The organism is Yoonia sp. (assembly GCF_046292185.1).
Lineage (GTDB): Bacteria > Pseudomonadota > Alphaproteobacteria > Rhodobacterales > Rhodobacteraceae > Yoonia.
This window is the reverse complement of the sequence record NZ_JBKBQY010000011.1, coordinates 24,581-47,904: the sequence shown is the minus strand read 5'-3', so window position 1 is coordinate 47,904 and position 23,324 is coordinate 24,581. Positions and strand designations below refer to the sequence as shown.

26 protein-coding genes and 1 tRNA gene are annotated in these 23,324 nt (G+C 61.8%); 15 read left to right on the top strand and 12 right to left on the bottom strand.

Going from position 1 to position 23,324, the window contains the following annotated elements:
* Positions 1-142: 142 nt before the first annotated feature.
* From ACK4TM_RS03825 to ACK4TM_RS03790, 8 genes are all read left to right on the top strand, one after another.
* Positions 143-700 carry a YceD family protein gene (locus ACK4TM_RS03825; RefSeq protein ID WP_409696979.1) on the top strand — a complete coding sequence of 186 codons (558 nt, stop codon included), beginning with the start codon at positions 143-145 and terminating at the stop codon, positions 698-700.
* A gap of 232 nt (positions 701-932) precedes the next feature.
* Positions 933-1,139 carry a 50S ribosomal protein L32 gene (gene rpmF, locus ACK4TM_RS03820; RefSeq protein WP_409696976.1) on the top strand — a complete coding sequence of 69 codons (207 nt, stop codon included), beginning with the start codon at positions 933-935 and terminating at the stop codon, positions 1,137-1,139.
* A gap of 23 nt (positions 1,140-1,162) precedes the next feature.
* Positions 1,163-2,275 (top strand): phosphate acyltransferase PlsX, encoded by a 1,113-nt coding sequence (gene plsX / locus ACK4TM_RS03815; protein ID WP_409696972.1) that lies wholly within the window; start codon positions 1,163-1,165, stop codon positions 2,273-2,275.
* 2 nt (positions 2,276-2,277) lie between these two features.
* Positions 2,278-3,249 carry a beta-ketoacyl-ACP synthase III gene (locus ACK4TM_RS03810; protein ID WP_409696969.1) on the top strand — a complete coding sequence of 324 codons (972 nt, stop codon included), beginning with the start codon at positions 2,278-2,280 and terminating at the stop codon, positions 3,247-3,249.
* Positions 3,250-3,344: 95 nt separating this feature from the next.
* A complete protein-coding gene (gene ihfA, locus ACK4TM_RS03805; protein WP_409696966.1) occupies positions 3,345-3,647 on the top strand; it encodes an integration host factor subunit alpha in 303 nt (100 codons plus the stop codon).
* Between the two features lie 3 nt (positions 3,648-3,650).
* Positions 3,651-4,304, top strand: coding sequence for a MerR family transcriptional regulator (locus tag ACK4TM_RS03800; RefSeq protein WP_409696963.1), 654 nt, complete (start codon positions 3,651-3,653; stop codon positions 4,302-4,304).
* A gap of 93 nt (positions 4,305-4,397) precedes the next feature.
* Positions 4,398-4,474 (top strand) — tRNA-Pro (locus ACK4TM_RS03795).
* Between the two features lie 84 nt (positions 4,475-4,558).
* Positions 4,559-5,641 carry a 2'-deoxycytidine 5'-triphosphate deaminase gene (locus tag ACK4TM_RS03790; RefSeq protein ID WP_409696960.1) on the top strand — a complete coding sequence of 361 codons (1,083 nt, stop codon included), beginning with the start codon at positions 4,559-4,561 and terminating at the stop codon, positions 5,639-5,641.
* Here the strand turns inward: ACK4TM_RS03790 and ACK4TM_RS03785 are convergent.
* The 7 genes from ACK4TM_RS03785 to ACK4TM_RS03755 all read right to left on the bottom strand — a co-directional run bounded on the left by ACK4TM_RS03785 (position 5,631) and on the right by ACK4TM_RS03755 (position 12,227).
* Entirely contained in the window at positions 5,631-5,810 is a 180-nt protein-coding gene (locus ACK4TM_RS03785; protein ID WP_409696957.1) for a hypothetical protein, read from the bottom strand. The genes ACK4TM_RS03790 and ACK4TM_RS03785 overlap by 11 nt on opposite strands.
* 46 nt (positions 5,811-5,856) lie before the next feature.
* Complete coding sequence (gene scpB, locus ACK4TM_RS03780; protein WP_409696954.1) at positions 5,857-6,498, bottom strand: SMC-Scp complex subunit ScpB; 642 nt, start codon at positions 6,496-6,498, stop codon at positions 5,857-5,859.
* Positions 6,491-7,285: a segregation and condensation protein A gene (locus tag ACK4TM_RS03775; protein WP_409696951.1), complete on the bottom strand. Its 795-nt coding sequence runs from the start codon at positions 7,283-7,285 to the stop codon at positions 6,491-6,493. The genes scpB and ACK4TM_RS03775 overlap by 8 nt, the downstream gene beginning before the upstream one ends.
* Positions 7,286-7,291: 6 nt before the next feature.
* Positions 7,292-8,281, bottom strand: a complete 990-nt coding sequence (gene nagZ, locus ACK4TM_RS03770; protein WP_409696948.1) for a beta-N-acetylhexosaminidase — start codon at positions 8,279-8,281, stop codon at positions 7,292-7,294.
* Complete coding sequence (locus ACK4TM_RS03765; protein WP_409696945.1) at positions 8,282-9,190, bottom strand: SPOR domain-containing protein; 909 nt, start codon at positions 9,188-9,190, stop codon at positions 8,282-8,284.
* Positions 9,191-9,260: 70 nt separating this feature from the next.
* Positions 9,261-11,003 (bottom strand): arginine--tRNA ligase, encoded by a 1,743-nt coding sequence (argS, locus tag ACK4TM_RS03760; RefSeq protein WP_409696942.1) that lies wholly within the window; start codon positions 11,001-11,003, stop codon positions 9,261-9,263.
* Positions 11,004-11,054: 51 nt separating this feature from the next.
* Positions 11,055-12,227 (bottom strand): deoxyguanosinetriphosphate triphosphohydrolase, encoded by a 1,173-nt coding sequence (locus ACK4TM_RS03755; RefSeq protein WP_409696939.1) that lies wholly within the window; start codon positions 12,225-12,227, stop codon positions 11,055-11,057.
* Positions 12,228-12,297: 70 nt separating this feature from the next.
* On the opposite strand from ACK4TM_RS03755, the gene ACK4TM_RS03750 reads away from it, so the two are divergent.
* Both ACK4TM_RS03750 and xth read left to right on the top strand, forming a co-directional pair.
* Positions 12,298-12,624 (top strand): HesB/IscA family protein, encoded by a 327-nt coding sequence (locus ACK4TM_RS03750; protein WP_409696985.1) that lies wholly within the window; start codon positions 12,298-12,300, stop codon positions 12,622-12,624.
* Positions 12,624-13,403, top strand: a complete 780-nt coding sequence (xth, locus tag ACK4TM_RS03745) for an exodeoxyribonuclease III (RefSeq protein WP_409696936.1) — start codon at positions 12,624-12,626, stop codon at positions 13,401-13,403. Before ACK4TM_RS03750 ends, xth begins: the two co-directional genes overlap by 1 nt.
* Positions 13,404-13,433: 30 nt before the next feature.
* Here xth and ACK4TM_RS03740 read toward each other — a convergent pair whose 3' ends face one another.
* Together ACK4TM_RS03740 and dksA are read right to left on the bottom strand one after the other, a co-directional pair.
* Complete coding sequence (locus ACK4TM_RS03740) at positions 13,434-14,591, bottom strand: FAD-dependent monooxygenase (protein WP_409696982.1); 1,158 nt, start codon at positions 14,589-14,591, stop codon at positions 13,434-13,436.
* Position 14,592: 1 nt separating this feature from the next.
* Positions 14,593-15,015: an RNA polymerase-binding protein DksA gene (gene dksA, locus ACK4TM_RS03735; protein ID WP_409696933.1), complete on the bottom strand. Its 423-nt coding sequence runs from the start codon at positions 15,013-15,015 to the stop codon at positions 14,593-14,595.
* 176 nt (positions 15,016-15,191) lie between these two features.
* On the opposite strand from dksA, the gene ACK4TM_RS03730 reads away from it, so the two are divergent.
* The 5 genes from ACK4TM_RS03730 (at position 15,192) to ACK4TM_RS03710 (ending at position 19,629) form a co-directional block, all read left to right on the top strand.
* Positions 15,192-16,031 (top strand): AAA family ATPase, encoded by an 840-nt coding sequence (locus ACK4TM_RS03730; RefSeq protein ID WP_409696930.1) that lies wholly within the window; start codon positions 15,192-15,194, stop codon positions 16,029-16,031.
* 80 nt (positions 16,032-16,111) lie between these two features.
* Positions 16,112-17,467, top strand: a complete 1,356-nt coding sequence (locus ACK4TM_RS03725; RefSeq protein WP_409696927.1) for a DUF2927 domain-containing protein — start codon at positions 16,112-16,114, stop codon at positions 17,465-17,467.
* Between the two features lie 12 nt (positions 17,468-17,479).
* Positions 17,480-17,650, top strand: a complete 171-nt coding sequence (locus tag ACK4TM_RS03720; RefSeq protein WP_409696925.1) for a hypothetical protein — start codon at positions 17,480-17,482, stop codon at positions 17,648-17,650.
* Complete coding sequence (locus ACK4TM_RS03715) at positions 17,650-18,837, top strand: vWA domain-containing protein (RefSeq protein ID WP_409696922.1); 1,188 nt, start codon at positions 17,650-17,652, stop codon at positions 18,835-18,837. Before ACK4TM_RS03720 ends, ACK4TM_RS03715 begins: the two co-directional genes overlap by 1 nt.
* 105 nt (positions 18,838-18,942) lie before the next feature.
* Positions 18,943-19,629 carry a M48 family metallopeptidase gene (locus tag ACK4TM_RS03710; protein WP_409696919.1) on the top strand — a complete coding sequence of 229 codons (687 nt, stop codon included), beginning with the start codon at positions 18,943-18,945 and terminating at the stop codon, positions 19,627-19,629.
* Between the two features lie 64 nt (positions 19,630-19,693).
* Here ACK4TM_RS03710 and ACK4TM_RS03705 read toward each other — a convergent pair whose 3' ends face one another.
* From ACK4TM_RS03705 to ACK4TM_RS03695, 3 genes are read right to left on the bottom strand one after another with little or no spacing between them, the layout of a single operon-like run.
* On the bottom strand, positions 19,694-20,479 hold the full coding sequence (locus tag ACK4TM_RS03705) for an NUDIX hydrolase (RefSeq protein WP_409696916.1): 786 nt from the start codon (positions 20,477-20,479) through the stop codon (positions 19,694-19,696).
* Positions 20,472-21,551 carry an ABC transporter ATP-binding protein gene (locus ACK4TM_RS03700; RefSeq protein ID WP_409696913.1) on the bottom strand — a complete coding sequence of 360 codons (1,080 nt, stop codon included), beginning with the start codon at positions 21,549-21,551 and terminating at the stop codon, positions 20,472-20,474. The genes ACK4TM_RS03705 and ACK4TM_RS03700 overlap by 8 nt, the downstream gene beginning before the upstream one ends.
* Positions 21,538-23,307 carry an ABC transporter permease gene (locus ACK4TM_RS03695; RefSeq protein ID WP_409696910.1) on the bottom strand — a complete coding sequence of 590 codons (1,770 nt, stop codon included), beginning with the start codon at positions 23,305-23,307 and terminating at the stop codon, positions 21,538-21,540. Before ACK4TM_RS03695 ends, ACK4TM_RS03700 begins: the two co-directional genes overlap by 14 nt.
* Positions 23,308-23,324 lie beyond the last annotated feature (17 nt).

Genomic DNA, 23,324 nt, shown 5'->3' with positions numbered 1-23,324 from the left:
ACCGCCGCCAGCGCCAGAACCATGCCCGAGGCCCGCAAAGTCGCGCGCAGATTGCCGGTGATGATGATCATTAGGAAGGCCCCTTGCTTTGGCATCTGATGCCTTTTATCTCACCTACAACACCACCCCGCCCTGTTCAAGAATGGATACTGCCTTGCCCGAAATCCCGCGATCACCTTTGCGCCTGTCCGATCTGACAGCGTCAAGCGGCACGCAATTCGCGCTGGCCCCCGATGCGGGCGAACGCGGCGCGATTGCGGATGCCCTGGGAATCATCGGAATCAGGAAATTGCGCTTTGACGGCAAACTGACGCCGCAGGGCCGCAAGGATTGGGTGCTGACCGGCACCCTGGGCGCGACGGTGGTGCAGGAATGCGTTGTCACGCTGGCCCCCGTCACCACGCGGATCGACGAAACCGTGACCCGGTCCTATCTGGCCGACATGCCCGACATCACCGGCACAGAAGTTGAAATGCCGCAGGATGACACAGCCGAACCCCTGCCCGAGACAATCGACCTTTACGCTGTCCTGACCGAGGCGCTGGCGCTTGCCCTGCCGCTTTATCCGCGCGCCGACGGTGCCGAACTGGATCAGACGGTTTACACTGAAAAAGGCGTGACGCCGCTGACCGATGAGGCGGCGAAACCTTTTGCAGGTCTTGGCGCGCTGCGCGACAGCCTGAAAGACAAAGACGACTGACTGCATATCTGCGCATCACCCGCGCGAAAATGTGATCGACAGAGCCGGCGACGGCAAACCAACCGCCCCAAGTCCCAAAGAAAACAGGCGAGAAGGGGTTGCGCTGCGCTGAAATCGCAGTATTTAAGCCGCCTCTTTCATACAGCGTCTCGACAGGGCTGCCAGATTGGCGTAGGACCCCCGACAGATGCACCAATCAGGGCCGCGCGCCCATTTATCATAGGGTTCCGTTATGGCCGTCCAGCAGAATAAAGTTTCCAAATCCCGCCGCAACAACCGGCGGTCGCACGACTCGCTCGTTGCGGCAAATCCCAACGAATGCGACAACTGCGGCGAAATGAAGCGCCCGCACCATGTTTGCCCGTCCTGCGGCCATTACGCGACACGTGAAGTCGTTGCCTCCACGACCGAGGTCGATCTGGACGAAGACGCAGCATAAGCTGTAAAACAGGCATATCAGACATGACCCAGGGCCAGACGGGACCAGTCTCGACATCGGCGAATGTGCTGTCTGTAGATGCCATGGGTGGCGACAAAGGGCCTGCAACCGTGGTTGCGGGCCTTGCCATGTTTCTGGGGTCCACGCCTGCCGCACGCGCCATCCTGCATGGCCCGGCAGCACAGCTTGACCCTTTGATCGCCCATCACAAGATCGGCGACCGTGCCACCGTGCACGACGCCCCCGATGTCGTGAAAATGTCCGACAAGCCCAGCAATGTGCTGCGGCATGGCAAGAAAACCTCGATGTGGTCGGCGATTGATGCGGTGCGTGACGGCAAGGCGGCGGTCTGCGTGTCCTGCGGCAATACCGGCGGGCTGATGGCGCTGTCGATGCTGCGCCTGCGCAAGGCCGAAGGGGTGAACCGCCCCGCCATCGCCTGTCTGTGGCCGTCGCGCAATCCCGCAGGGTTTAACGTGATGCTGGATGCGGGTGCCGATATCCGCGCCGATCAGGATGATCTGCTGACCTATGCGCTGATGGGGGCCTCCTATGCGCGCAACGGGCTGGATATCGCCCGCCCCCGCGTCGGGCTGCTGAACGTCGGGACCGAAGAACACAAGGGCCGCGCCGAACTGAAGGTCGCGCATGAACTGATCGCGCGCGCCGCCGATAAGGGTGATTTCGACTATGTCGGCTTTGTCGAAGGTGGTGATCTGCCGTCCGACAAGGTGGATGTCATCGTCACCGACGGATTTACCGGCAATGTCGCGCTGAAAACCGGCGAAGGCACGGCCACACTGATCAGCGAATTGTTGCGTGGCGCGCTGATGAAAACGCCGCTGTCGATTTTCGCCGCGATCCTGGCGCGCGGGTCATTGGCCCGTCTGCGCAAACGGATTGATCCGCGCCGGGTGAACGGCGGTGTCTTTCTGGGGCTGAACCGCACCGTGATCAAAAGCCACGGGTCTGCCGACGCCACCGGCGTCGCCGCAGCACTTCATCTGGCTTACCGGCTGGCACAAAGCGGGTTTTCGGACAAACTGGCCGCACGGGTTGCATCCGCCGTGGCACTTGCCCAAGATCAGGGGCAAGACGGCGTGGCCGATCCGGCCAACAACAATACAGGCAAATAATCATGACACGGCGTGCAGTGGTCAAGGGAATCGGGCATTACCTTCCCGAACGTATTGTTCCCAACAGCGAATTTGAAAAGACGCTGGAAACATCCGACGAATGGATCCGGGCACGGTCCGGCATTGAACGACGGCATTTCGCCGCCGAAGGTCAGACCACATCGGACCTGGCGACGCGCGCGGCGCTGGCGGCACTTGCCTCGGCCGGGATGCAGGGCGATCAGATCGACGCCATCGTGCTGGCGACCTCGACCCCGGATATGACCTTTCCGTCGGCGGCGACGATGGTGCAGAACGCGATTGGCAACACCACCGGCTATGCCTTTGATGTGCAAGCGGTTTGCGCCGGTTTTGTCTATGCGATGTCAACCGCGAATGCGATGATCGTGTCGGGTCAGGCCAAAACCGTAATGGTGATCGGGGCCGAAACCTTCAGCAAGATCATGGACTGGACCGACCGGTCCACCTGCGTGCTGTTCGGCGATGGGGCCGGCGCGCTGATCCTGCAGGCCGAAGACGGAGACGGCACCAATGCCGACCGGGGGATCCTGTCCACAGACCTGAATTCCGATGGACGTTACAAGGATCTGCTGTACGTCGATGGCGGTGTCGCAACACAGAACACCGGTATGCTGCGCATGGAAGGCAAAGAGGTGTTCCGCCACGCTGTCGAAAAGCTCGCCGCGACCGCCGATACCGCCTTGCACAAGGTCGGGCTAAGCGCGGACGACGTGACATGGGTCGTGCCACATCAGGCGAATATCCGCATCATTCAGGCCACTGCGAAAAAGCTGGGCGTCGGGATGGACCGCGTCGTGGTCACGGTGCAGGACCATGGCAATACCTCTGCCGCGTCAATCCCGCTGGCCTTGTCGGTCGGGGTGGAACGCGGCCAGATCAAGCAAGGCGATCTGGTCGTGACCGAGGCAATCGGCGGCGGGCTTGCCTGGGGTGCGGTCATCCTGCGCTGGTAGGACGAAACGCGCCCAGAGTCTGCTTTGCAAGTCCTTGTTATTGACTTTGAAATTCGCTCGCGTCAATGTGACCGGAAATTGCGAGGGGACGAGGTATGGCGGACAAGACTTTGACACGCATGGACCTGGCCGATGCGGTCCATAATGAAGTGGGGCTGTCGCGCAACGACAGCGCCGATCTGGTGGAAAGCGTGCTAACGCATATTTCCGATTCGCTAGTTGCCGGTGACACGGTCAAGATTTCGTCCTTCGGCACCTTTTCGGTGCGCGACAAGGCCGCCCGCGTCGGGCGCAACCCCAAGACCGGCGAAGAAGTGCCGATCCATCCACGCCGCGTGCTGACCTTCCGACCATCGCATCTGATGAAAGATCGTGTCGCCGCCGGGAACAAGTCCTGACCCATGGCCAAAGCCAAAGACGCCTTTCGGACGATCAGCGAAGTTGCTGAATGGCTTGACACGCCCACCCATGTGCTGCGGTTCTGGGAAACCAAATTCAGCCAGATCCGCCCGGTCAAGGGGGCCGGTGGTCGCCGCTATTACCGCCCCAGCGACATGGACCTGCTGGGCGGGATCAAGCAATTGCTGCACAAGGATGGTTTGACCATCAAAGGCGCGCAGAAAATGCTGCGCGACAAGGGCGTGAAATATGTGGCCACGCTCGGGGCCAGCGTCACGGCGCCCGAGGATCAGGAAACGCCGGTGTCGCAAACGCCCGTTCGGGAAACCCCCCAGGGTCAGTCAGAGCAGACACCGCCACAGCACCGCCCGCAGGCAACCGCGCCAGAACCAGAGCAGGAACAGGCACCGCCCTCGCCCGTGCTGGCACCGACGCCGCCCCCGCCGCCTGCGCAGAACATCCTGCCTTTCGACGATCCCGCCCCAGCGCGCCCCGTGCATAAACCCTTTGCACCGTCGCAGGATCTGCCCGATTTGCCGGGCCGCTTGATCGGACGCGCGCCTTTGCATGCAAAGGCTTTGCGCCCGCATCTGTCCGCCATCACCCCGTTGATCGCACGGCTGCAAACGCTGCAGGACCGGCTGCATTCCGCATAAGGTCCTCGCTGCCCCCGGCAGGGAAAATCAGCCATGTCACCAATGCTTTTCGGGCTTGTTCCTGCGTCAGATTCCAGTATGAACGCCCTCAGTCGGGCTATAGCGCAGCCTGGTAGCGCGTCCGTCTGGGGGACGGAAGGTCGCAGGTTCGAGTCCTGCTAGCCCGACCAATACAGCGTTTCCCTGAAACGCTTTCAACCGCCCGCTTGCGTTTTGACGCGGCGGGCGTTTTGGTATCCGACGGGGGCAATGACATGCAAAACGGCGTCTTGGCAGACCATCAGATCCGCGACATGATCGCCAGTGGTGCGATCAGCGCCAGCGCACCTATCGCGGCAGGCCAGATCCAGCCCGCATCGCTTGACCTGCGCCTTGGCAGCACCGCCTATCGCGTGCGGGCGTCGTTTCTGGCGGGGCGGACGCGGACCGTCAGCGAAAGGCTGGCGGATTTCCAGATGCATGAAATCGACCTGACCGGCGGTGCCGTCCTTGAAAAAGGCTGCGTCTATGTCGTGCCGTTGATGGAAAGCCTCGCCCTGCCCGCGGGCATGACCGGGGCGGCATCGGCAAAATCATCCATCGGGCGACTGGACCTGCTGACCCGGATCATCACCGATCATGGCGTCGAATTTGACCGCGTGCCTGCGGGCTATACCGGCCCGCTGTTCGTTGAAATCTGCCCGCGCTCGTTTTCGGTGGTCGCCCAACCCGGCCAGATGCTGAACCAGATCATTTTCCGGCAGGGCAAGACGCTGATGTCGGATGACGCCCTGCGCGCGTTGCATGCGCAAACGCCCATCGTGTCCGGCGATCCGGTGATTTCCGATGGGCTGGGATTCTCTGTCGATCTGCGGCCTGCGGAGGGCAACCTCGTCGGCTATCGCGCCAAGCCGCATACCGGCGTGATCGATCTGGCAAAGCTGAACCATTACGACCCGGCGGAATTCTGGGAACCCGTCCATACCGATAGCGGCTGGATCATCCTTGATCCCGGTGCCTTCTATATCCTTGTCAGCCGCGAATCGATTGTGATCCCGCCAATGCAGGCCGCTGAAATGGCGCCCTATCTGGCGATGGTCGGCGAATTCCGGGTGCATTATGCCGGGTTCTTCGACCCCGGTTTCGGCTATGCCGCCGCAGGCGGGGCCGGATCGCGCGGCGTGCTGGAGGTGCGCTGCCACGAAGCGCCGTTCGTGCTGGAACATGGGCAGGTCGTGGGGCGGCTGGTCTATGAACATATGGCCGCCCTGCCCGAGGCATTATACGGGCAAGCGATCAAATCCAATTATCAGGGACAGGGGCTGAAACTGTCCAAGCATTTCAAGATCAGCGCATGATCCGGCGCGCGATCTTGGCACCCTGCTTTGCCTTGCGTGTCTGGCCTGCCATGTCGTGACCCGGCCCGCCGGTTTTCGCGCGGCCCTTGCTGGCCATCTGCATGCCTTTGCGCATGCCGATATTCATCAACTGGCGCACGACCATCGTTATCAAACGGTTCATATTCATAACATCATCCCTTTTACGACTTACCCGGTTTTTAGCACAATCAGCGCTATTCTTCAAACAGCTCTGACTGATCGCCGGCGCTGCTGTCCTGTTCGTGATCGCCAAGCGCGTTGGCCCCCGGCGGTGGCCGGTTTTCCAGCAATCCTGCGGCGCGCAATTCCTTCAGCCCCGGCAGATCGCGGGTGTTTTCCAGACCGAAATGATCCAGAAACCCTTGGGTGACGACAAAGGTCACCGGCCTGCCCGGTGTCATCTTGCGGCGTCCGAACCTGATCCATTCCATCTCGATCAATTGGTCAATCGTGCCACGGCTGACGCTGACACCACGGATTTCCTCGATCTCGGCACGCGTCACCGGCTGGTGATAGGCGACAATCGCCAGCGTTTCGATCGCAGCCCGGGACAGTTTGCGCGTCTCGACGATTTCCTTTTGCATCAGGAACCCAACATCCGGGGCGGTGCGGATCGCCCAGGCGTCGCCGATCTTGACCACATTGACCCCGCGCTCTTCGTACCGCTTGCGCAGATAGGCAAGCGCCTCTGCCGGGTCGCAGCCATGCGGCATCCGTCCCGCCAGTTGCTGCACCGTCACGGGGTCGGCGCTGGCAAACAGGATCGCCTCGACCATGCGTTCCTGTTCGCCCATCGGGGGGGCCTCGAACAGGCTGTCATTTTGCCGTTTACTCATGGCGCGGGTCTTTCTTGCGGATCTGAATGGGGGCGAAAATGTCGCTTTGCCGGATGTCGATCTTGCCTTCCTTGGCAAGTTCCAGCGTCGCGGCAAAGGTCGCCGCCGTGGTGGATCGCCTGCGTTGCGGGTCGGCATCCCAACCGTCAGGCAGATAGCTGGATATATCGGTCCAGTCCCCGGCAAAGCCGATCAGATGCCGCATCCTGTCCAGCGCCTGTTCCATCGTCATCACATGCTGGCGGTCCATCACGAAGGGGCGGAAATCATCGCGGGTCCTGATCCGCGCATAGCCCTGCATCAGGTCCAGCAGGCTGGCGGTATAGCTGACACGGCGCACCCGCTGCACATCTTCGGTGATGCCACGGGCGAAAAAGTCACGACCCAACTGATCGCGCGCCATCAGTTTCGCCGCCGCCTCGCGCATCGCGGCAAGGCGTTCGAGCTGGAATGCCAGATGCGCGGCGAGTTCCTCACCCGATGGCCCCTCTTCCCGCGGGTCGGGCGGCAGCAGCAGGCGGGATTTCAGAAACGCCAGCCAGGCGGCCATCACCAGATAATCCGCCGCCAGTTCCAGCCGCAGCGCCTTGGCCTGTTCGACAAAGGCCAGATATTGCTGCGCCAGCGCCAGAATGGAAATCTTGCGCAGATCCACCTTTTGCGTCCGCGACAGCGTCAGCAACAGATCAAGCGGCCCTTCAAAGGCACCCACATCGACAATCAGCGCCTCGGCGGCAACGCGGGCGCTGATACGGGTCGTATCATCCTCGAAATCATCCTGTTGCATCGGACCTCACGCCAGTAGCGCGTCAAATTCGGCCTCTAATGCTGCAATGTCAATCGGTCCGGGCGTTTTGCGCAGCGACAGCGCACGATGGGCACGGGTCACGGCGGCGGCGGACATCGGCCCTGTGGACTGTGCCACCTGCCCCATCTCATCCGCGTCGCCATTGCAATGCAGCACCAGATCACACCCGGCGGCGATGGCGGCGCGGGCGCGGTCGGCCATGCTGCCTGCCAACGCCTGCATCGACAGATCATCGGTCATCAACAGCCCGTCAAAGCCGATCTGGTCGCGAATGACCTGCATCATCACCGGCGATGTGGTGGCGGGGTTGTCTGCATCCAGCGCTTCAAAGACGATATGCGCGGTCATGCCCATCGGCAGATCATGCAGCGCGGTGAAAGGCGCGAAATCATGCGCAGCAAGATCATCGACCGAGGCCGTGACACGCGGCAGGGACAGATGGCTGTCTGCCCGCGCGCGGCCATGGCCGGGGATATGTTTCAGCACCGGCAGAACACCACCCGCCAGCAAGCCATCGGCACAGGCGCGCGCGGCGGCGACCACTGTCGGCACATCATAACCATATAACCGGTTTTGTAGGAATGGATGCGTCGCATCCTCGGCGATATCCGCCAAGGGCGCGCAATTCACGTCGATGCCCACAGCGCGCAATTCATGCGCGATCAGGACATAGCGCAGATATTGTGCACGCAACGGATCGCGGGCGCGCGCCATCTGGTCCAGCGCTGGCGGATAGTCGCGCCAATGCGGCGCGCGCATCCGCTGGACGCGCCCGCCTTCCTGATCGATCAGCACGGGGGCGTCACGGCCCACAGCCGCACGCAGATCGCCGGTCAGGCGGCGTAGCTGATCGGGGTTGTCGATATTGCGGGCGAAAAGGATGAACCCGAAAGGGTCGGCTTCACGGAAAAAATCACGCTCCCACGCGGTGACAGCCAGCCCCGCAGGCCCGAAAATCGCGGCAAGATGCGTCACTTAATCAACCACGACCGCGATACATTCGGCCCCTTCGGCCTGCAATGCGGCACAGAAACGGCGCGCATCATCGCGGTCGGTGAAACCACTGGCGCGCAGGCGGTACCACGTGCCGCTGGTCTGGGTGCTGACCTGAATGACGCGTTCACGCCCGTTCATCAGCGCGCCGAAACGACCCTTTAGCCGGTCCCATTCTTCGCCGGCCAAAGCCGCCGATGAAAACGCCCCCAATTGCACCAGATCGGTGCCGGGGGAAAAGCTTGCCGTGGTGATCGCCAGTTCGGCGGCCGGGGCAGTTGGGGCCGCTGTGGGTGCGGGGGCGGCGACGGCGGGCGCTCTGGCGCGGATACCGGCGGGGCGCGCGATGGGGCGCAGGGAGACCGCCACGCCGGGGGTCGATGCGGGCACGATATCCATCGCCGCGACCTGCGCCTGATCATCCGCAGCAGCGATTTCAGCAACCATCGCCAGCACATCATCCACGGTCGATCCCTGCGGTTCGGCGGGTTCCATCGTCAGCGCGCCCTCTGGCGACAATGACAATATGGTTTCGGGGTCAAGGCTCGCGACAGGGGCTGCCATATCCTCGGGCGAAAGGCCCTGGGTGCGGGGGGCAAGGACCAGACGATCCTCTGGCCCGGCAGCAGAGCCTTGCGCGACCAGTTCATTGACCGACAGGCCCGCGTGACGTGCGACATCGCCGCCCGGATTTTCCGGCAACACACGCATGTCACCTTCCATCGCGCGGACCACGGGGATGCCGCTGACATCCCGCACGATCAGTTTGTAGCCCCAGTACCCGACACCGATGATCAGCGACAAGGACACGATCGCGCCAAGGACATTCACAAATCCTTGCGCGCGCGCTTTACCGGAATGCGGGGCCTGCCCGTCTTCGTAAGTTGCCATATCTGCCTCACTGCCCATCGCCATTTGCGGCTTTTCGGGTCGTTTTACTGCACGATGCGGCGGGGTCGCGTTAACGCATTTCTTCCGCCGGTGTGACGCCAAGAATACCCAAACCGTGCGAAATAACAATCGCAACAGCCCGGATCAGCGCAATTTTCGCTTGTGTTGTATCAGAATCACCAATCTGCAGGAAACGCAGGTTGGGATCGTCATTGCCACGGTTCCAAAGCGCGTGGAAATCCGACGCCAGATCATAGAGATAGAAGGCGATCCTGTGCGGTTCATGCCCCTTGGCGGCAATTTCCACCAACCGTGGCCATTCCGCGATCTTGCGCGCCACGGCCAGTTCGGATTCATGCGTCAGGCCGGACAGATCGACGCCCGCCAGCGTGGCATCATCCACCGCCACACCGGCATCCGCCGCTTTGCGCAGCACCGAATTGACCCGCGCATGGGCATATTGGACGTAGAAAACCGGGTTATCCTTGGACTGATCCAGCACTTTGGCGAAATCAAAATCCAGTGGCGCGTCATTCTTGCGGGTCAGCATGTGGAATCGGGTCACATCCGGTCCGACCTCATCCACCACATCGCGCAGGGTGATGAATGTCCCTGCCCGTTTCGACATTTTGAACGGCTCGCCATTCTTGTACAGCTTCACCAATTGCGTCAGCTTGATATCCAGCGGCACTTTACCGTCCGACAGGGCCGACACCGCCGCTTTCATCCGTTTGACATAGCCGCCGTGATCGGCGCCAAACACGTCGATCAACGTGTCAAAACCGCGCTGCACCTTGTCGTAATGGTACGCGATATCCGGCGCGAAATAGGTCCAGGCCCCGTCGGATTTCTGCACCGGCCGGTCCACGTCATCGCCATGTGCTGTGGACCGGAACAAGGTTTGTTCGCGCGGCTCCCAATCTTCGGGCACCTTGCCTTTCGGTGGTTCCAGCACGCCTTGATAGATCAGCCCCTTGGCATCAAGTTCTGCAATCGCTTTCTCGATCAAGCCACTGCCGTACAATGATTTTTCGGAATAGAAATTATCCATTTTGATGTTCAGTTGCGCCAGATCTTCCCGGATCAGCGCCATCATCGCATCGGTCGCGAATTCACGGACCTCTTCCAGCCAGAATTGTTCGCCCTTATCAAGAAAGGCATCACCGACCTTGTCTTTCAACGCCTCGCCCACGGGGATCAGATAATCACCGGGATAGGACCCTTCGGGCCAGTCCACGCTCAGATCATGCGCCTCGACATAACGCAGATAGACCGACCGGGCGAGCACATCGACCTGCGCGCCGCCGTCATTGATGTAATATTCGCGGGTGACGTCGTAACCGGCGTAATCCAGCAGGCTTGCCAGCGCATCGCCGAACACGGCACCGCGCGTATGGCCGACATGCAAGGGCCCGGTGGGGTTGGCAGAGACATATTCCACCATCATCCGCTGCCCCTGCCCCAAGGTGGAGCGGCCAAATGTGGCATCACCCAAGGCAGCTTTCACGATCCCCTGCCACGCCGCAGGCACTAGACGCATGTTCAGAAACCCCGGCCCGGCGACATCGGCACTGGCGACCAGATCATCACCGGCGAGTTTCACCGCCAAGGCATCGGCAATCGCGCGCGGGTTCTTGCCCGCGGGTTTGGCCAGCACCATCGCGGCATTGGTCGCCATATCGCCATGGGCGGCATCGCGCGGTGGTTCCACCGCGACGGCATCCATGTTCAGATCGGGCGGCAGCGCGCCCTCGGCAACCATCTGGTCAAGACAGGCCAGCACGCGGCCCCGCATATCGGCGAAAAGGTTCATATTCTTTGGTCCAATTGTGATTTGACGGGTGTATCACCCCCGCCGCCCGCGTCAATTCCCGTCGATCACGCCGGGCGGGATCGTTTCCCCGCCAATCAGGCGGGTATGTTCCTGAATGGCGAAACGGTCGGTCATGCCTGCGATATAATCCGCTACGATCCGCGCCAGCGCTGTCTGATCCGCCGCATCGGCCACATCCTTGCGCCATTGTTTCGGCAATTCACTGGGATTTTGCAGGAAAAACGGGAACAATTCATTGACCATTTTCGTGACCACGACCCGCATCTCCACCACCGCAGGGGCGCGGTACATGCGTTCAAACAGGAATTGCCGGATCACTTTCAGGTCGGTCCAAAGATCAGGCGAAAACTGGATCACCATCCGCCCGGCATGGCGGATATCATGCACCGTGGCGGGGTTCAGATCAGCCAGATTGCGGCGGCTGACGGCGATCACATCCTCGACCAGCACGCCAAAGAACCGGCGCAACGCCTCGTGCCGGCGGCGGTAGTAATTCAGGCCGGGGTATTTCGCATCGACCCGGGCGAAACAATCGCGCAGGATCGGCAGTTCCGCCAGATCATCGGTGCTGAAAAGCTCTGCGCGAAGTCCGTCATGCAAGTCGTGGTTATTATAGGCAATATCGTCTGATAATGCGGCGACCTGCGCCTCGGCACTGGCATGGGTGTGCAGTTCCAGATCGTGGCGCGCGTTATAGGCGGCCAAAGCGTAGGGGATATCGCCCACAACCGGCCCGTTGTGTTTGGCGATGCCTTCCAGCGTTTCCCATGTCAGGTTCAACCCGTCCCATTCGGCATAATGCCGTTCCAGATCGGTGACGATCCGCAGCGCCTGCGCATTGTGATCAAACCCGCCATAGGGCTGCATCAGCGCATCCAGCGCCTCCTCCCCGGTATGGCCGAACGGGGTGTGGCCCAGATCATGCGCCAGTGCCACAGCCTCGGTCAGTTCGACGTTCAGGCCCAAAGTTGCTGCAATCGTGCGCGCCACTTGCGCCACCTCGATCGAGTGCGTCAGCCGCGTGCGGAAATAATCGCCTTCATGCTCGATAAACACCTGCGTCTTGTGCTTGAGCCGCCGAAAGGCCGAGGCATGAATAATCCGGTCGCGGTCACGCTGGAACGGTGAACGAAAAGTGCTTTCTTCTTCGGGGTATAGCCGCCCGCGCGGATTGGCGGGGTCGGTCGCATAGGGGGCTGTCATTTGTTTGCCTGTTGTCGCTGTTGCCTGCCGCCCTTATATGGGAAGGATGAACAAACCGATAGGTGCCGCAATGCTGACAATCCCCCCCAAAGTCACCCCCCGCGCCTTTGAACGCCTCGCCGAAATCGGCGCCAGCGCGCAAGGCAAGGCGCTGCGCATCGCAGTGGAAGGCGGCGGATGTTCCGGTTTTCAATATGAAATCGACCTGGACGAGGTGAAGGGCGATGACCTTGTCCTGTCGGAGGGTGGCGAAACCGTAGTGGTTGACCCGATTTCCCTGCCCTTCCTCGCTGATGCGACCATCGATTTTACCGAAGAACTGATCGGCGCACGTTTCGTGATCAACAACCCCAATGCTGCGTCTTCCTGCGGCTGCGGCACATCGTTTTCGATGTAATGAAGATCGCGACATTCAACATCAACGGCGTGAAAGCGCGGATTGAAACGCTGACCACGTGGCTGACAGATACGCAGCCCGATGTCGCGATCCTGCAGGAAATCAAATCCGTCGATGATGGTTTCCCCCGGCAGTTGATCGAGGATCTGGGCTATAACGTCGCCACCCATGGGCAAAAGGGGTTCAACGGCGTGGCAATCCTGTCGAAACTGCCCTTGGAGGATGTGACCCGCGGCCTGCCCGGCGACGATACCGATGAACAGTCCCGCTGGATCGAGGCGACTGTCGTGGGTGATGTGGCGGTGCGGGTCTGCGGGTTGTATCTGCCCAACGGCAACCCGGCGCCGGGGCCGAAATTCGACTATAAACTGGCATGGATGGACCGGCTGCTGGCGCGGGCCCGCGCGCTGCTGGCGGATGAACAACCGGCGATCATGGCGGGCGATTATAACATCATCCCGCAGGCGATGGATGCCGCAAAGCCGGAGGCATGGCGCGAGGACGCCCTGTTCCGGCCCGACAGCCGTGCCGCCTTTCGCCGTATCCTGCACCTGGGGTTTACCGAGGCGTTCCGTGCGCGCGAAACGGGGCCGGGCCATTATTCCTTCTGGGATTATCAGGCGGGGGCTTGGGAAAAGAACAATGGTATTCGCATCGACCACCATCTGCTGACCCCGCAGGCGGCGGATTTACTGGCCGATTGCTGGATCGAAAAAGACCTGCGTGGGCGCGATAAACCGTCCGATCACGTGCCGGTCTGGGTGGAACTGCGCCCCTGACGGGGCTTGTGGCCTCCGGCGGGGATATTTTTAAACAAATGAAGCTGTGACGTCGTGATCGTATAGCCAGCCAAGCCGGTTGATGAAGGCGTCAGGGGCGAGTTTGCCGAGCGTTTTGAGGCCGGTATGAGCGATCATGCGTTGCAGCCCCGATAAATGGTAATTGCGCGCATTGGCATTGGCGGCAGCGATGGCGCGCGCCACGCGAGGGCGGCGGGCGGATTGATAGGCTTGCAAGGCAGTGCCAAGGTCGTCGGCTTTGTCGCAGGTCATTGCCAGCACATAGGCATCCTCGATCGCCAGGTTGGCCCCCTGCGCCAGAAACGGCAGCGTCGGATGCGCGGCATCGCCAAGGATCGCGGTTTGCGCACCGTGCCAGTGGTCCGCCACCGGATGGCGGAACAGACCCCAGAGCTTTGTGGTCTCAACCTGCGCCAGCATATCGCGCAGCACCGGCGCGCAATCGGCAAAGGCCGCGCGGAGATTGGCAGGATCATCGGCGTGGTGCCAGCCTTCGGCGGCCCAAGTCTCGCGTTCCTGCACCGCGACGATGTTCAGCCTTTTGCCGGGCAACGGATAGGTCACGACATGCCGCCCCGGTGCCATCCATATTCGTGCCACCGGATCGGACGGATCGGCGGGGATCATCGCGCGCCACGCCACCTGCCCGGTGAAAAACGGCGCATCCGCCCCGTTCAGCACCGGGCGCAGCACCGAATGCAAACCATCGGCCCCCACCGTCAGGCTGGGTGAAACCCGGCCTGCCCCGGCATCAAAAGACCCATCCGCCGCCACCGCCGCGATCCGCGCATTCAGCACGATCTGCACGCCATGTTCGGCGCAAGCCCGTGCCAGCAGGCCAATCAGATCAGCGCGGTGGAGAAACCGGTAAACAGGATGTTGGCGGGTCAGGTCGAACCGTGCAATCATGCGCCCGGTCAGCGCATCGCTGGGGATCACCGCTACGGCAGGCAGGCCCGCTGCGTCCAATACGCTTTCCAGACCAAGCGCGTTCAAAGCCCGCGCGCCATTCGGGGTGATCTGCAGGCCTGCCCCGACCTCGGTGATCGCGGCGGCCTGTTCGTAAACGGTGACATCCGCGCCGGTCCGGGCAAAGGCCAAAGCCGCGCTCAGCCCGCCGATCCCGCCGCCGATAATGGCGACGCTGCGGGATGCGTTCGCGCCCACATCAATCGTCGCGGTGAACTTTTTCGCGGCGTTCGTGGCGTTCCTGTGCCTCAAGGCTCATCGTAGCAATGGGGCGGGCATCTAGACGTTTCAGCGAAATCGGCTCACCCGTGATCTCGCAATAGCCATATTCGCCTTCTTCGATGCGGCGCAGGGCGGCGTCGATCTTGCTGACCAGTTTGCGCTGTCGGTCGCGGGTGCGCAATTCCAAGCCACGGTCGGTTTCCTCAGAGGCGCGATCCGCCACGTCGGGGATATTGCGGGTCTGGTCTTTCATGCCGGCAACAGTGTCGCGGCTGTCTTCAAGAATTTCGGCCTTCCAGTCCAACAGCTTGCGACGGAAATATTCGGTCTGACGTTCGTTCATGAAAGGTTCGTCATCGGCGGGACGGTAATCGTTAGACAGAAAACTTTCGGCTTTCATCATAATTCCCTTGGCTGGCACCTTTGGGTGTGGTCGGAAAATTGCGGCGACCCACCTCATTTGATGCGCCGTTTACCCCTTTGCCCCGCCCGTGTCACCCCCCCAATTGCGCCTGAACGCGGTGTTGCTGATCGGCGCAGACATGATAGCCTGACACCAAAACAAAAGGTTAACAGATGCATTTTTCAGGCACCGACAGGTATATTGCGACAGACGATCTCAAGATGGCGGTCAATGCCGCCGTGACGCTGCAACGCCCGCTGCTGGTCAAGGGCGAACCGGGCACGGGAAAGACCGAACTGGCGCGTCAGGTCAGCGCCGCATTGGGCCTGCCGATGATCGAATGGCATATCAAATCCACCACCAAGGCGCAGCAGGGCCTGTATGAATATGACGCGGTCAGCCGGTTGCGCGACAGCCAATTGGGCGATCCGCGCGTCGATGACGTGGGCAATTACATCCGCAAGGGAAAGCTGTGGCAGGCCTTTGGTGCGGGTGGCAGGGTGGTTCTGTTGATCGACGAGGTGGACAAGGCCGATATCGAATTTCCCAATGATCTGTTGCAGGAACTCGACCGGATGGAATTCCACGTCTATGAAACCGGCGAAACGGTCAGGGCGATCCACCGGCCCATCGTGATCATCACCTCGAACAACGAAAAGGAACTGCCCGACGCGTTCCTGCGGCGGTGCTTTTTCCATTACATCCGCTTTCCCGATATTGACACATTGCGCCGGATCGTCGCGGTGCATCATCCGGGCATCAAGGATGCGCTGCTGACCACCGCGCTGACGCAATTCTACGACATCCGCGAAACCGCGGGGCTGAAGAAGAAACCCTCCACCTCCGAAGTGCTGGACTGGCTGAAACTGCTGCTTGCCGAAGATCTGACCGCCGAGGATCTGCGCCGCGACGGGGCCAGCGCCCTGCCCCGGCTGCATGGTGCCTTGCTGAAGAATGAACAGGATGTGCATCTGTTTGAACGGCTCGCCTTCATGGCGCGTGGCCAAAGGTGACGTCGCCGCACAGCGACGTGACTGGCCATGGCGCAACGCGGCGCTATGATCGCATTGGGGCAACAACGACCGGGAAAGCCATGAAATATATGATTGTCGCAGTCGGCCTGTTGCTGGCCGCCTGCGCGCCTTTGCCCCCCGCCGGCCCGATGGCCCCGGATGACGGCGCGATCCTGCTGGAATTCCCCCCCATGCGCAGCTTTGCCGCGGGCAACCCCGGTGGCAGCCTGCGCCCCAATTCCGAAATCGCGCGGGATTTCGCCGATCTGTCTTTCCGGATGGAAAGCGGGCGCATCCTGCCGACATTCACCCGCTTTGAGACGCCCATCACCGTGCGGTTCAACGGTCCCGCCCCGGCGCATCTGACCAGCGACCTGGAAGGTTTACTGGCCCGTCTGCGCGCCGAGGCCGGGATCGATATCCGCAGCACATCAGGCTCTGACGCCAATATCGCGATCGAGCTGGTCCCGGCGCGCCAGTTGCGGCAGGTCGCACCGGGGGCTGCCTGTTTTGTCGTGCCACGGCTGCGTACCTGGGGCGAATTGCGTCGCGGCGGCACATCGGGCGCGATTGACTGGACCACGCTGCAAACCCGCGAACGCGCCGCGGTTTTCATGCCCGAAGACGCGACACCGCAGGAAATGCGCGATTGCCTGCACGAAGAACTGGCACAGGCGCTTGGCCCGCTCAATGATCTGTACCGGCTGCCGGATTCGGTGTTCAACGACGACAACATGCATGCGGTGCTGACACCGTTCGACATGCTGATCCTGCGCGTGACCTATGCGCCCGAATTGCGCAGCGGCATGTCACAGGCCGAGGTGATGGCGCTGGTGCCCCGCATCCTGTCCCGGCTGAACCCCGCAGGCGAACGGCCCGGCGGGCAAACCCCGATCCAGACCCCGCGCGACTGGGTGACAGCGATGGAAACCGCGCTCAGCGGTGGCCCTGCGCCTGTCCGCCGGTCAGAGGCCGCGCGCGCCATCGCCATCGGGCAGGCACAAGGCTGGACCGGGGCACGCACCGGTTTTGCGCAATATGCTTTTGGCAGGCTGCATATCAGCGCCGATCCCAACCTTGCGCTGGGCGCGTTCAATGCCGCCGCGCGCGCCTATCGCAACGATGCGAACATGCGGATTCATGCCGCCCATGTCGATGTGCAACTGGCGGCCTTCGCGCTGATCGCGCAGGATGCGCAGACCGTGCTGGCCCTGACCGGACCCGCAATTGATGTCGCAAGGCGGCACGAAAACGCGGCCCTGCTGACCCTGCTGATGATGTTCCGTGCCGAAGCGCTTGACCTGCAGGGCCAGTCCGATGCCGCCATGGCGCTGCGGCTGGACAGTCTGGGATGGGGGCTATACGGCTTTGGCAGCCGGGAAGAAGTGGTCGCAAGGCTGAATGAAATCGCCAGCCTGACGCAGCCACGCAGCTAGAGAGAACAGCCAATGATCTATCCACTTGCAGGACTTTTGTTCGGGGCAGCCCTGGGCGCATGGCGCGCAAAATCACGCGGCGGCAATCTTTTTGATCTGCTGCAATGGGGTGCCGCCTTTGCCATCATCTTCGGCATTCTGGGCCTGTTCCTACTGATTGCCATCGAACGCAGCATGACCTGATGTTCCTACCCTTCTTCGACAATCTGCGCAGGGCCGGGGTGCCGGTATCCTTGCGCGAATTTCTGTCGTTTCTGGAAGGGATCAAGGCGGGTCTTGCGACCTATGACGTGGATGCGTTCTATTACCTGTCGCGCACGATCATGGTCAAGAACGAGGCGCATCTGGACCGTTTCGACCGCGCCTTTGCCGCCAGTTTCGCCGGGCTGCAGGATATCCCGCCCGAGGCCGTGCTGAACGCCGTCGATATCCCCGCAGGTTGGCTGGAAAAACTGGCCGAAAAGCACCTGTCAGAGGCGGAGAAGGCCGAAATCGCGGCCCTTGGTGGGTTCGACCAGTTGATGGAAACGCTCAAAGATAGGCTGGCCGAACAAAAAGGCCGTCATCAGGGCGGATCGAAATGGATCGGCACGGCGGGCACCTCGCCCTTTGGCGCCTATGGCTATAATCCCGAAGGCGTGCGGATCGGCCAGAACGAAAGCCGCCACCAGCGCGCGGTCAAAGTCTGGGACAAACGCGAATTCCGCAATCTGGACGATAATGTCGCGCTTGGCACCCGCAATATCAAAGTCGCGCTGAAACGGCTGCGCCGCTGGGCGCGTGACGGGGCGGCGGATGAACTCGACCTTGCCGGCACGATCCGGGCGACCGCGGAACATGGCTATCTTGACGTGCAGACGCGGCCCGAACGGCGCAACGCGGTCAAGGTTCTGCTGTTCCTCGATATCGGCGGTTCCATGGACCCCTATGTCAAGGTGGTGGAGGAATTGTTCAGCGCCGCAACATCGGAATTCAAACATTTCCAGCATTTCTATTTTCACAATTGCCTTTACGAAGGTGTATGGAAAGACAACCGCCGCCGCTGGGACGCGCAGACCGCGACATGGGACGTGATCCATCGCTATGGGCCTGATTACAAATGCATCTTCGTGGGCGACGCCAGCATGTCACCTTACGAGATTGCCTATCCCGGCGGTGCCAGTGAACATATGAACGCTGAATCCGGGGCAATCTGGCTGTCGCGCGCGCGCGATCACTGGCGCGATGTTCTCTGGATCAATCCGGTGCCGCAAGATCAGTGGCGCTATACGCAATCCATCGGCATGATCCGCGACATCATCGGCGCCGACCGCATGGTGCCGATGACACTGGCGGGGATCAATCGTGGCATGAAGGCGTTGGTGCGGTAGAAAAGTATCTGTGCGCTCCGCGCCGGGAGTATTTTTGGAGAAAAGAAGACGGGCGCGACAAAGCAGGCCATTGGCAATACAGGGCGCGCGCCCCATATCGATAACATGATGAGATTTCTTCCGATCATATTGGCGATCCTTTACGGCTATGCGATGTTCCGTTTCTCGGTCTGGCGCACGTCGCGCGAGCTGGACGAGAAATCGACAGAACTGGCCGATCCGATCCTGAAAGTGTTGATGGACCGGATGGCCACGGCGCTGGGCATCGACCGGATCCGCGTGCATATCTATGAAATTCCGCAGGTCAACGGCCTTGCCGCCCCCGACGGGCGGATATTTATCACACGCGGCTTTTTCAACAAATACCGCGCAGGCCAGGTCACGTCAGAGGAAATGGCCAGCGTGATCGCGCATGAGTTGGGTCATGTCGCACTGGGCCATTCGCGCCGCCGGATGATCGATTTTTCCGCGCAGAATGCGATGCGCACCGCACTCGCGATGATCTTCAACCGCTTCCTGCCCGGCATCGGCCCTTGGATCGCGACCGGATTGATCAGCCTGATCGCCGCGCGCCTGTCACGCGATGATGAATTCGAGGCGGATGCCTATGCCTCGGCCCTGCTGGTCAAGGCGGGGATCGGCACCGGCCCGCAGAAGTCCATGTTCACCAAGCTGGAAAAGCTGACCGGCGCGCATGGTGCCGCGACCCCCGCCTGGATGATGAGCCACCCCAAGACCCCGCAACGCATCGCCGCGATCGAAGCGAATGAGGCGAAATGGGGTTCGGTCTGACGGATTGGGCGTAATGCAAAAAGCGCCTTATTGCTGTGCCAATAACATTCAGGCAATCGCCTGATTAACCTCCTCCTTGCAACCGTGTCACGAGGTCGGTCAACACAAGGTAAGAGCTGAATTTGAAGCCTTGCGGGTCGCCTAGCCGTGCCACAAGCGTGTCAAACGGCAGAAGCCGGCTTTCCTCGATCTCGCCATCATGGCAGATCGCGCTGAATGATGCGGGCAGGAACAGGTCATAGATGACCAGAAGCTCTTGGTGAAAGCCACGATCAGAGACGTATTGCACCGCCATTTCGCCGATTGGCTGCAACTGCTTCATCTCGGCGGATGTGATCCCGGCTTCTTCCCATCCTTCTTTCTGCGCTGTCTGCGCAAGGGACTGCCCCGCGGCGCGCCCGCCTGCGATCAGCGTATCCCATCGTCCCGGATTTGATAGCGCCTGCCGCGACCGTCTGGAAACCCAGACCTGCGGTTTGCCGGTAACGTCAGTCACCAACCCGTTGATATGCACCTTCTGCGCCCAGAACCCGAGGATGCGCAGCGCGGAACGGTCCAGCCGCGCCAGTTCCGCGCCTTTCGGGCCGATGGTCACGGGCATCTGTTCATCGCGCGGCGGTTCGATCCAGCGCTGCTGAAACAAGTCCTGCCGGATATCTTCCAGCCGGGCGGTCGGATCGCCGGGCCGCAGACTCAGCCGTTGCGCATCCTGCAACAGCCCCCGGCGCAGCAGGTGATCCGCGACGGGCAGGCCCACGGCACCCAGCGCATCGGGATGATCGGCCAAATGAAGCGGGCGGAACGCGGATGCCGTCAGGGGCCGGGCGCCTTGCATGGATCGGTCAGTCATGCGCGAAAATCACTGCCGCATCGCGGGGGAACCAGATATCGACCTGCGCGCCCTCGGCCAGTCTTTGCGGTGACATCAGCGCCAGCGTCGCCTCGCCTGCCGTCCCAAGGTCAAGTGTGACGCGCCAGTCGCGCCCTTCGAACAGGCAACGGCGCACATGGCCGGTCAGGCGGTTTTCAGCCCGCGCGCCCTGGGCTTTGCCCAAGGTGATACTGCCCGGATGCAGCATCACATTGACCCTGTCGCCCGGTTGCGCAGCGCCCGCCAGTGCCGAACGCGGCAGTATCACCGGCTGGCCCGCGACCGCCACGATGATGTCCGCCGGATCGGACGAGGGTAACAGCCGCCCCGGCATCCGTGTGTCATAACCCGCCAGTGTCGCGATCCAAGCAGACCGGGGCCGCGCGAACAAATCCTGCGGCGGGCCGGATTGTTCGATCTCGCCCATGCGCATCACCACCAGAAGATCGGCGAAGGAACAGGCCTCCAGCGGGTCATGGGTGACGTAAAGCACGGTCTTGCCGACACGCGCGAACAGATCGGCGAATTCCATCCGCATATCTAGTCGCAATTGCACATCAAGGTTCGACAAGGGTTCGTCCAGCAGCAACAGATCAGGATCGGTCGCCAATGCGCGGGCAATCGCCACCCGTTGTTGTTGTCCACCCGAAATCTGCGACGGCAGCCGGTCCGCCAGCGCCGCAATCTGCATCTGATCAAGCAATGCCGCGACCCGCGCGTCGCGTTCGGCGCGGGTCAGATGCGTCAGACCGTAGCCCACGATCTGCGCCACCCGCATATGCGGCCAGAGCGCGTAATCCTGAAACACCATGTTCAGCCGCCGCTTGCGCGCCTCCAGCGCCCAGCCGGGGCCTGATAATTCCATACCGGCCAGCACGACCCGTCCCGCATCGGGCAGATCCAGCCCCGCGACCAACCGCAGGATCGTCGATTTGCCACAGCCCGAGGGGCCGACGATACAGGCGACCTGCCCCTGTGGGACGTTCAGTGAAACATCCTTCAGCACTTTCTGCCCGTTGAATGTGCGGGCCAGCCCGTCAAGTGTCAGCATCTGTCGTTCCTTTCGAGTCTTGGGTCTGGATCAGGCGACGCAGGGCGAAACGTGCCGCCGCACTGATGCACGCGATAATCGCCACGGTCAGCCCGCCTGCCAGCAGGGTCGCGGCGGTGGCAGCGCCGAAAGCACCCTGTTCGAACGCGCGGTTGACATAGACCGGCAGCACGTCAAGCCGGGGCGGGCGCAGGATGGCATTGATCGCCAGATCGAACATCGCCGCACCAAAGGCGGTCAGCGTCGCCGAAACCAATGCCGCCGCGATCAGCGGCACCACAATCGTGGCGATCCGGCGCCCCAGCCCCGCGCCTTGCAGGGCCGCTGCCTGCAGCATCGTCGCGGGCACCTGCGCCATGGCCCCCAGCAGAACGCGCACCGCAATCGGCACGGCCCCGGCGATCCCTGCCAGCACCAGAATGAACGGATGGCCATAAAGCGACAGCCCCGCCCGGTCCATCAGCGGTGCATTCCAGATGAAGATATAGCCGATCCCCAGCACCACCCCCGGCACAGCCAGGCTGAGCGTGCAGGTCAGATCGATCAGCCGGTTCAGCCGGAACCCCGAAAAGGTCATCACATAGGCCGCCGCTGCCGCGATGATCCCCGATCCGACAGCGGCCTGCGCGGCAATCGCCGTTGAACTGCGCAGCGCCGACAGAAACGCACCGCCGGTGTCCAGCACATAGACGTAATGGCGCAGAGTCAGATTGCCCCAGCCGATCCCTTGGGAAATCCGGTCGGTGAAGGACACGATCACGCTGGCCCCGATCGGAATGATCAGCGCCAGCATCAGGGCTGCCAGCGCGATCCCGTTGGGCAGGATCGCCGTATTGCGCGCGGCCATCGGGGCCAGTTTCGCCCTCGCCCCCAAAAAGTCATAGCGCCGCCTGCGCAAAACCCGGAAATAGGCCATCACCGCCAGCAGCATGATCGCTGTGACGTAGAATGCCATCACACCAGCCAGATCGAACCGGATCGGCGATTGGTTGATCGCGACATAGATCGCATAGGTCAGTGTGGGAAAACGGTAGGTCGTGGCCAGCGCCGCAGGCAGGCCGAAATCGCCCAGCACATCGATAAAGATCAGCAAGGCCCCCGACAGCACCGCAGGCAACAGCATCGGCAGGCGCACGGTCCATAATACACGCAACGGCCCTGCCCCGTTCAGCCGCGCGGCATGGGCGTAATCATCCATCCGCCATTGCAGCGCGGCAGACACCGTCAGATAGGCAAAGGGAAAGGATTTCAGGCTCATCACTATGGCAAGGCCCCAGGGGTTGAACACCAGATCGGGGACGAACCCCAGCCCGAACCATTGGTTCGCCAGACCGCCGCGGCTGGCAAACAGAATCCAGCCCTGTGCAAGGATGAAGGACGGCAGGATAATGATCGCCCAGGCGGCGATATCCAGCGCCGGACCAAGGGCAAGGCGTGAGTTATGCCGCAGGATCGCCAGTCCGCTGCCCATCAGCCCGCCGATCACGGCGGCGATACTGGCCAGAAACAGCGAATTCCACAGCGCGCGCCGCCACAGCGGACGCTCAAGGATCTCCAGCAGGCCGCCAAAGCCGATGCTGCGGCTCTGCCCGGAAAATGCACCGGGTATGAACGCCTGCAACAGGACGGCCGCCATCGGGGCGAGCACCAGAATGATCAGCACCAGAACGACAGCGATGCCCAGCCAATCCTCGGCCAACAGGCGGCGGCGCGGGCGACGGTTTGCGCCGGTCAGGGCGGCAGATGCTACGGTCATGTCAGGATCCTGCGAAA

What these genes read in the sequence shown, in the direction of transcription:
- ACK4TM_RS03825 (WP_409696979.1), top strand. Translation starts at nt 143, where the DNA reads ATGGATACTGCCTTGCCCGAAATCCCGCGATCACCTTTGCGCCTGTCC.
- rpmF (WP_409696976.1), top strand. Translation starts at nt 933, where the DNA reads ATGGCCGTCCAGCAGAATAAAGTTTCCAAATCCCGCCGCAACAACCGG.
- plsX (WP_409696972.1), top strand. Translation starts at nt 1,163, where the DNA reads ATGACCCAGGGCCAGACGGGACCAGTCTCGACATCGGCGAATGTGCTG.
- ACK4TM_RS03810 (WP_409696969.1), top strand. Translation starts at nt 2,278, where the DNA reads ATGACACGGCGTGCAGTGGTCAAGGGAATCGGGCATTACCTTCCCGAA.
- ihfA (WP_409696966.1), top strand. Translation starts at nt 3,345, where the DNA reads ATGGCGGACAAGACTTTGACACGCATGGACCTGGCCGATGCGGTCCAT.
- ACK4TM_RS03800 (WP_409696963.1), top strand. Translation starts at nt 3,651, where the DNA reads ATGGCCAAAGCCAAAGACGCCTTTCGGACGATCAGCGAAGTTGCTGAA.
- ACK4TM_RS03790 (WP_409696960.1), top strand. Translation starts at nt 4,559, where the DNA reads ATGCAAAACGGCGTCTTGGCAGACCATCAGATCCGCGACATGATCGCC.
- ACK4TM_RS03785 (WP_409696957.1), bottom strand. Translation starts at nt 5,810, where the DNA reads ATGAATATGAACCGTTTGATAACGATGGTCGTGCGCCAGTTGATGAAT.
- scpB (WP_409696954.1), bottom strand. Translation starts at nt 6,498, where the DNA reads ATGAGTAAACGGCAAAATGACAGCCTGTTCGAGGCCCCCCCGATGGGC.
- ACK4TM_RS03775 (WP_409696951.1), bottom strand. Translation starts at nt 7,285, where the DNA reads ATGCAACAGGATGATTTCGAGGATGATACGACCCGTATCAGCGCCCGC.
- ACK4TM_RS03765 (WP_409696945.1), bottom strand. Translation starts at nt 9,190, where the DNA reads ATGGCAACTTACGAAGACGGGCAGGCCCCGCATTCCGGTAAAGCGCGC.
- argS (WP_409696942.1), bottom strand. Translation starts at nt 11,003, where the DNA reads ATGAACCTTTTCGCCGATATGCGGGGCCGCGTGCTGGCCTGTCTTGAC.
- ACK4TM_RS03755 (WP_409696939.1), bottom strand. Translation starts at nt 12,227, where the DNA reads ATGACAGCCCCCTATGCGACCGACCCCGCCAATCCGCGCGGGCGGCTA.
- ACK4TM_RS03750 (WP_409696985.1), top strand. Translation starts at nt 12,298, where the DNA reads ATGCTGACAATCCCCCCCAAAGTCACCCCCCGCGCCTTTGAACGCCTC.
- xth (WP_409696936.1), top strand. Translation starts at nt 12,624, where the DNA reads ATGAAGATCGCGACATTCAACATCAACGGCGTGAAAGCGCGGATTGAA.
- dksA (WP_409696933.1), bottom strand. Translation starts at nt 15,015, where the DNA reads ATGAAAGCCGAAAGTTTTCTGTCTAACGATTACCGTCCCGCCGATGAC.
- ACK4TM_RS03730 (WP_409696930.1), top strand. Translation starts at nt 15,192, where the DNA reads ATGCATTTTTCAGGCACCGACAGGTATATTGCGACAGACGATCTCAAG.
- ACK4TM_RS03725 (WP_409696927.1), top strand. Translation starts at nt 16,112, where the DNA reads ATGAAATATATGATTGTCGCAGTCGGCCTGTTGCTGGCCGCCTGCGCG.
- ACK4TM_RS03720 (WP_409696925.1), top strand. Translation starts at nt 17,480, where the DNA reads ATGATCTATCCACTTGCAGGACTTTTGTTCGGGGCAGCCCTGGGCGCA.
- ACK4TM_RS03715 (WP_409696922.1), top strand. Translation starts at nt 17,650, where the DNA reads ATGTTCCTACCCTTCTTCGACAATCTGCGCAGGGCCGGGGTGCCGGTA.
- ACK4TM_RS03710 (WP_409696919.1), top strand. Translation starts at nt 18,943, where the DNA reads ATGATGAGATTTCTTCCGATCATATTGGCGATCCTTTACGGCTATGCG.
- ACK4TM_RS03705 (WP_409696916.1), bottom strand. Translation starts at nt 20,479, where the DNA reads ATGACTGACCGATCCATGCAAGGCGCCCGGCCCCTGACGGCATCCGCG.
- ACK4TM_RS03700 (WP_409696913.1), bottom strand. Translation starts at nt 21,551, where the DNA reads ATGCTGACACTTGACGGGCTGGCCCGCACATTCAACGGGCAGAAAGTG.
- ACK4TM_RS03695 (WP_409696910.1), bottom strand. Translation starts at nt 23,307, where the DNA reads ATGACCGTAGCATCTGCCGCCCTGACCGGCGCAAACCGTCGCCCGCGC.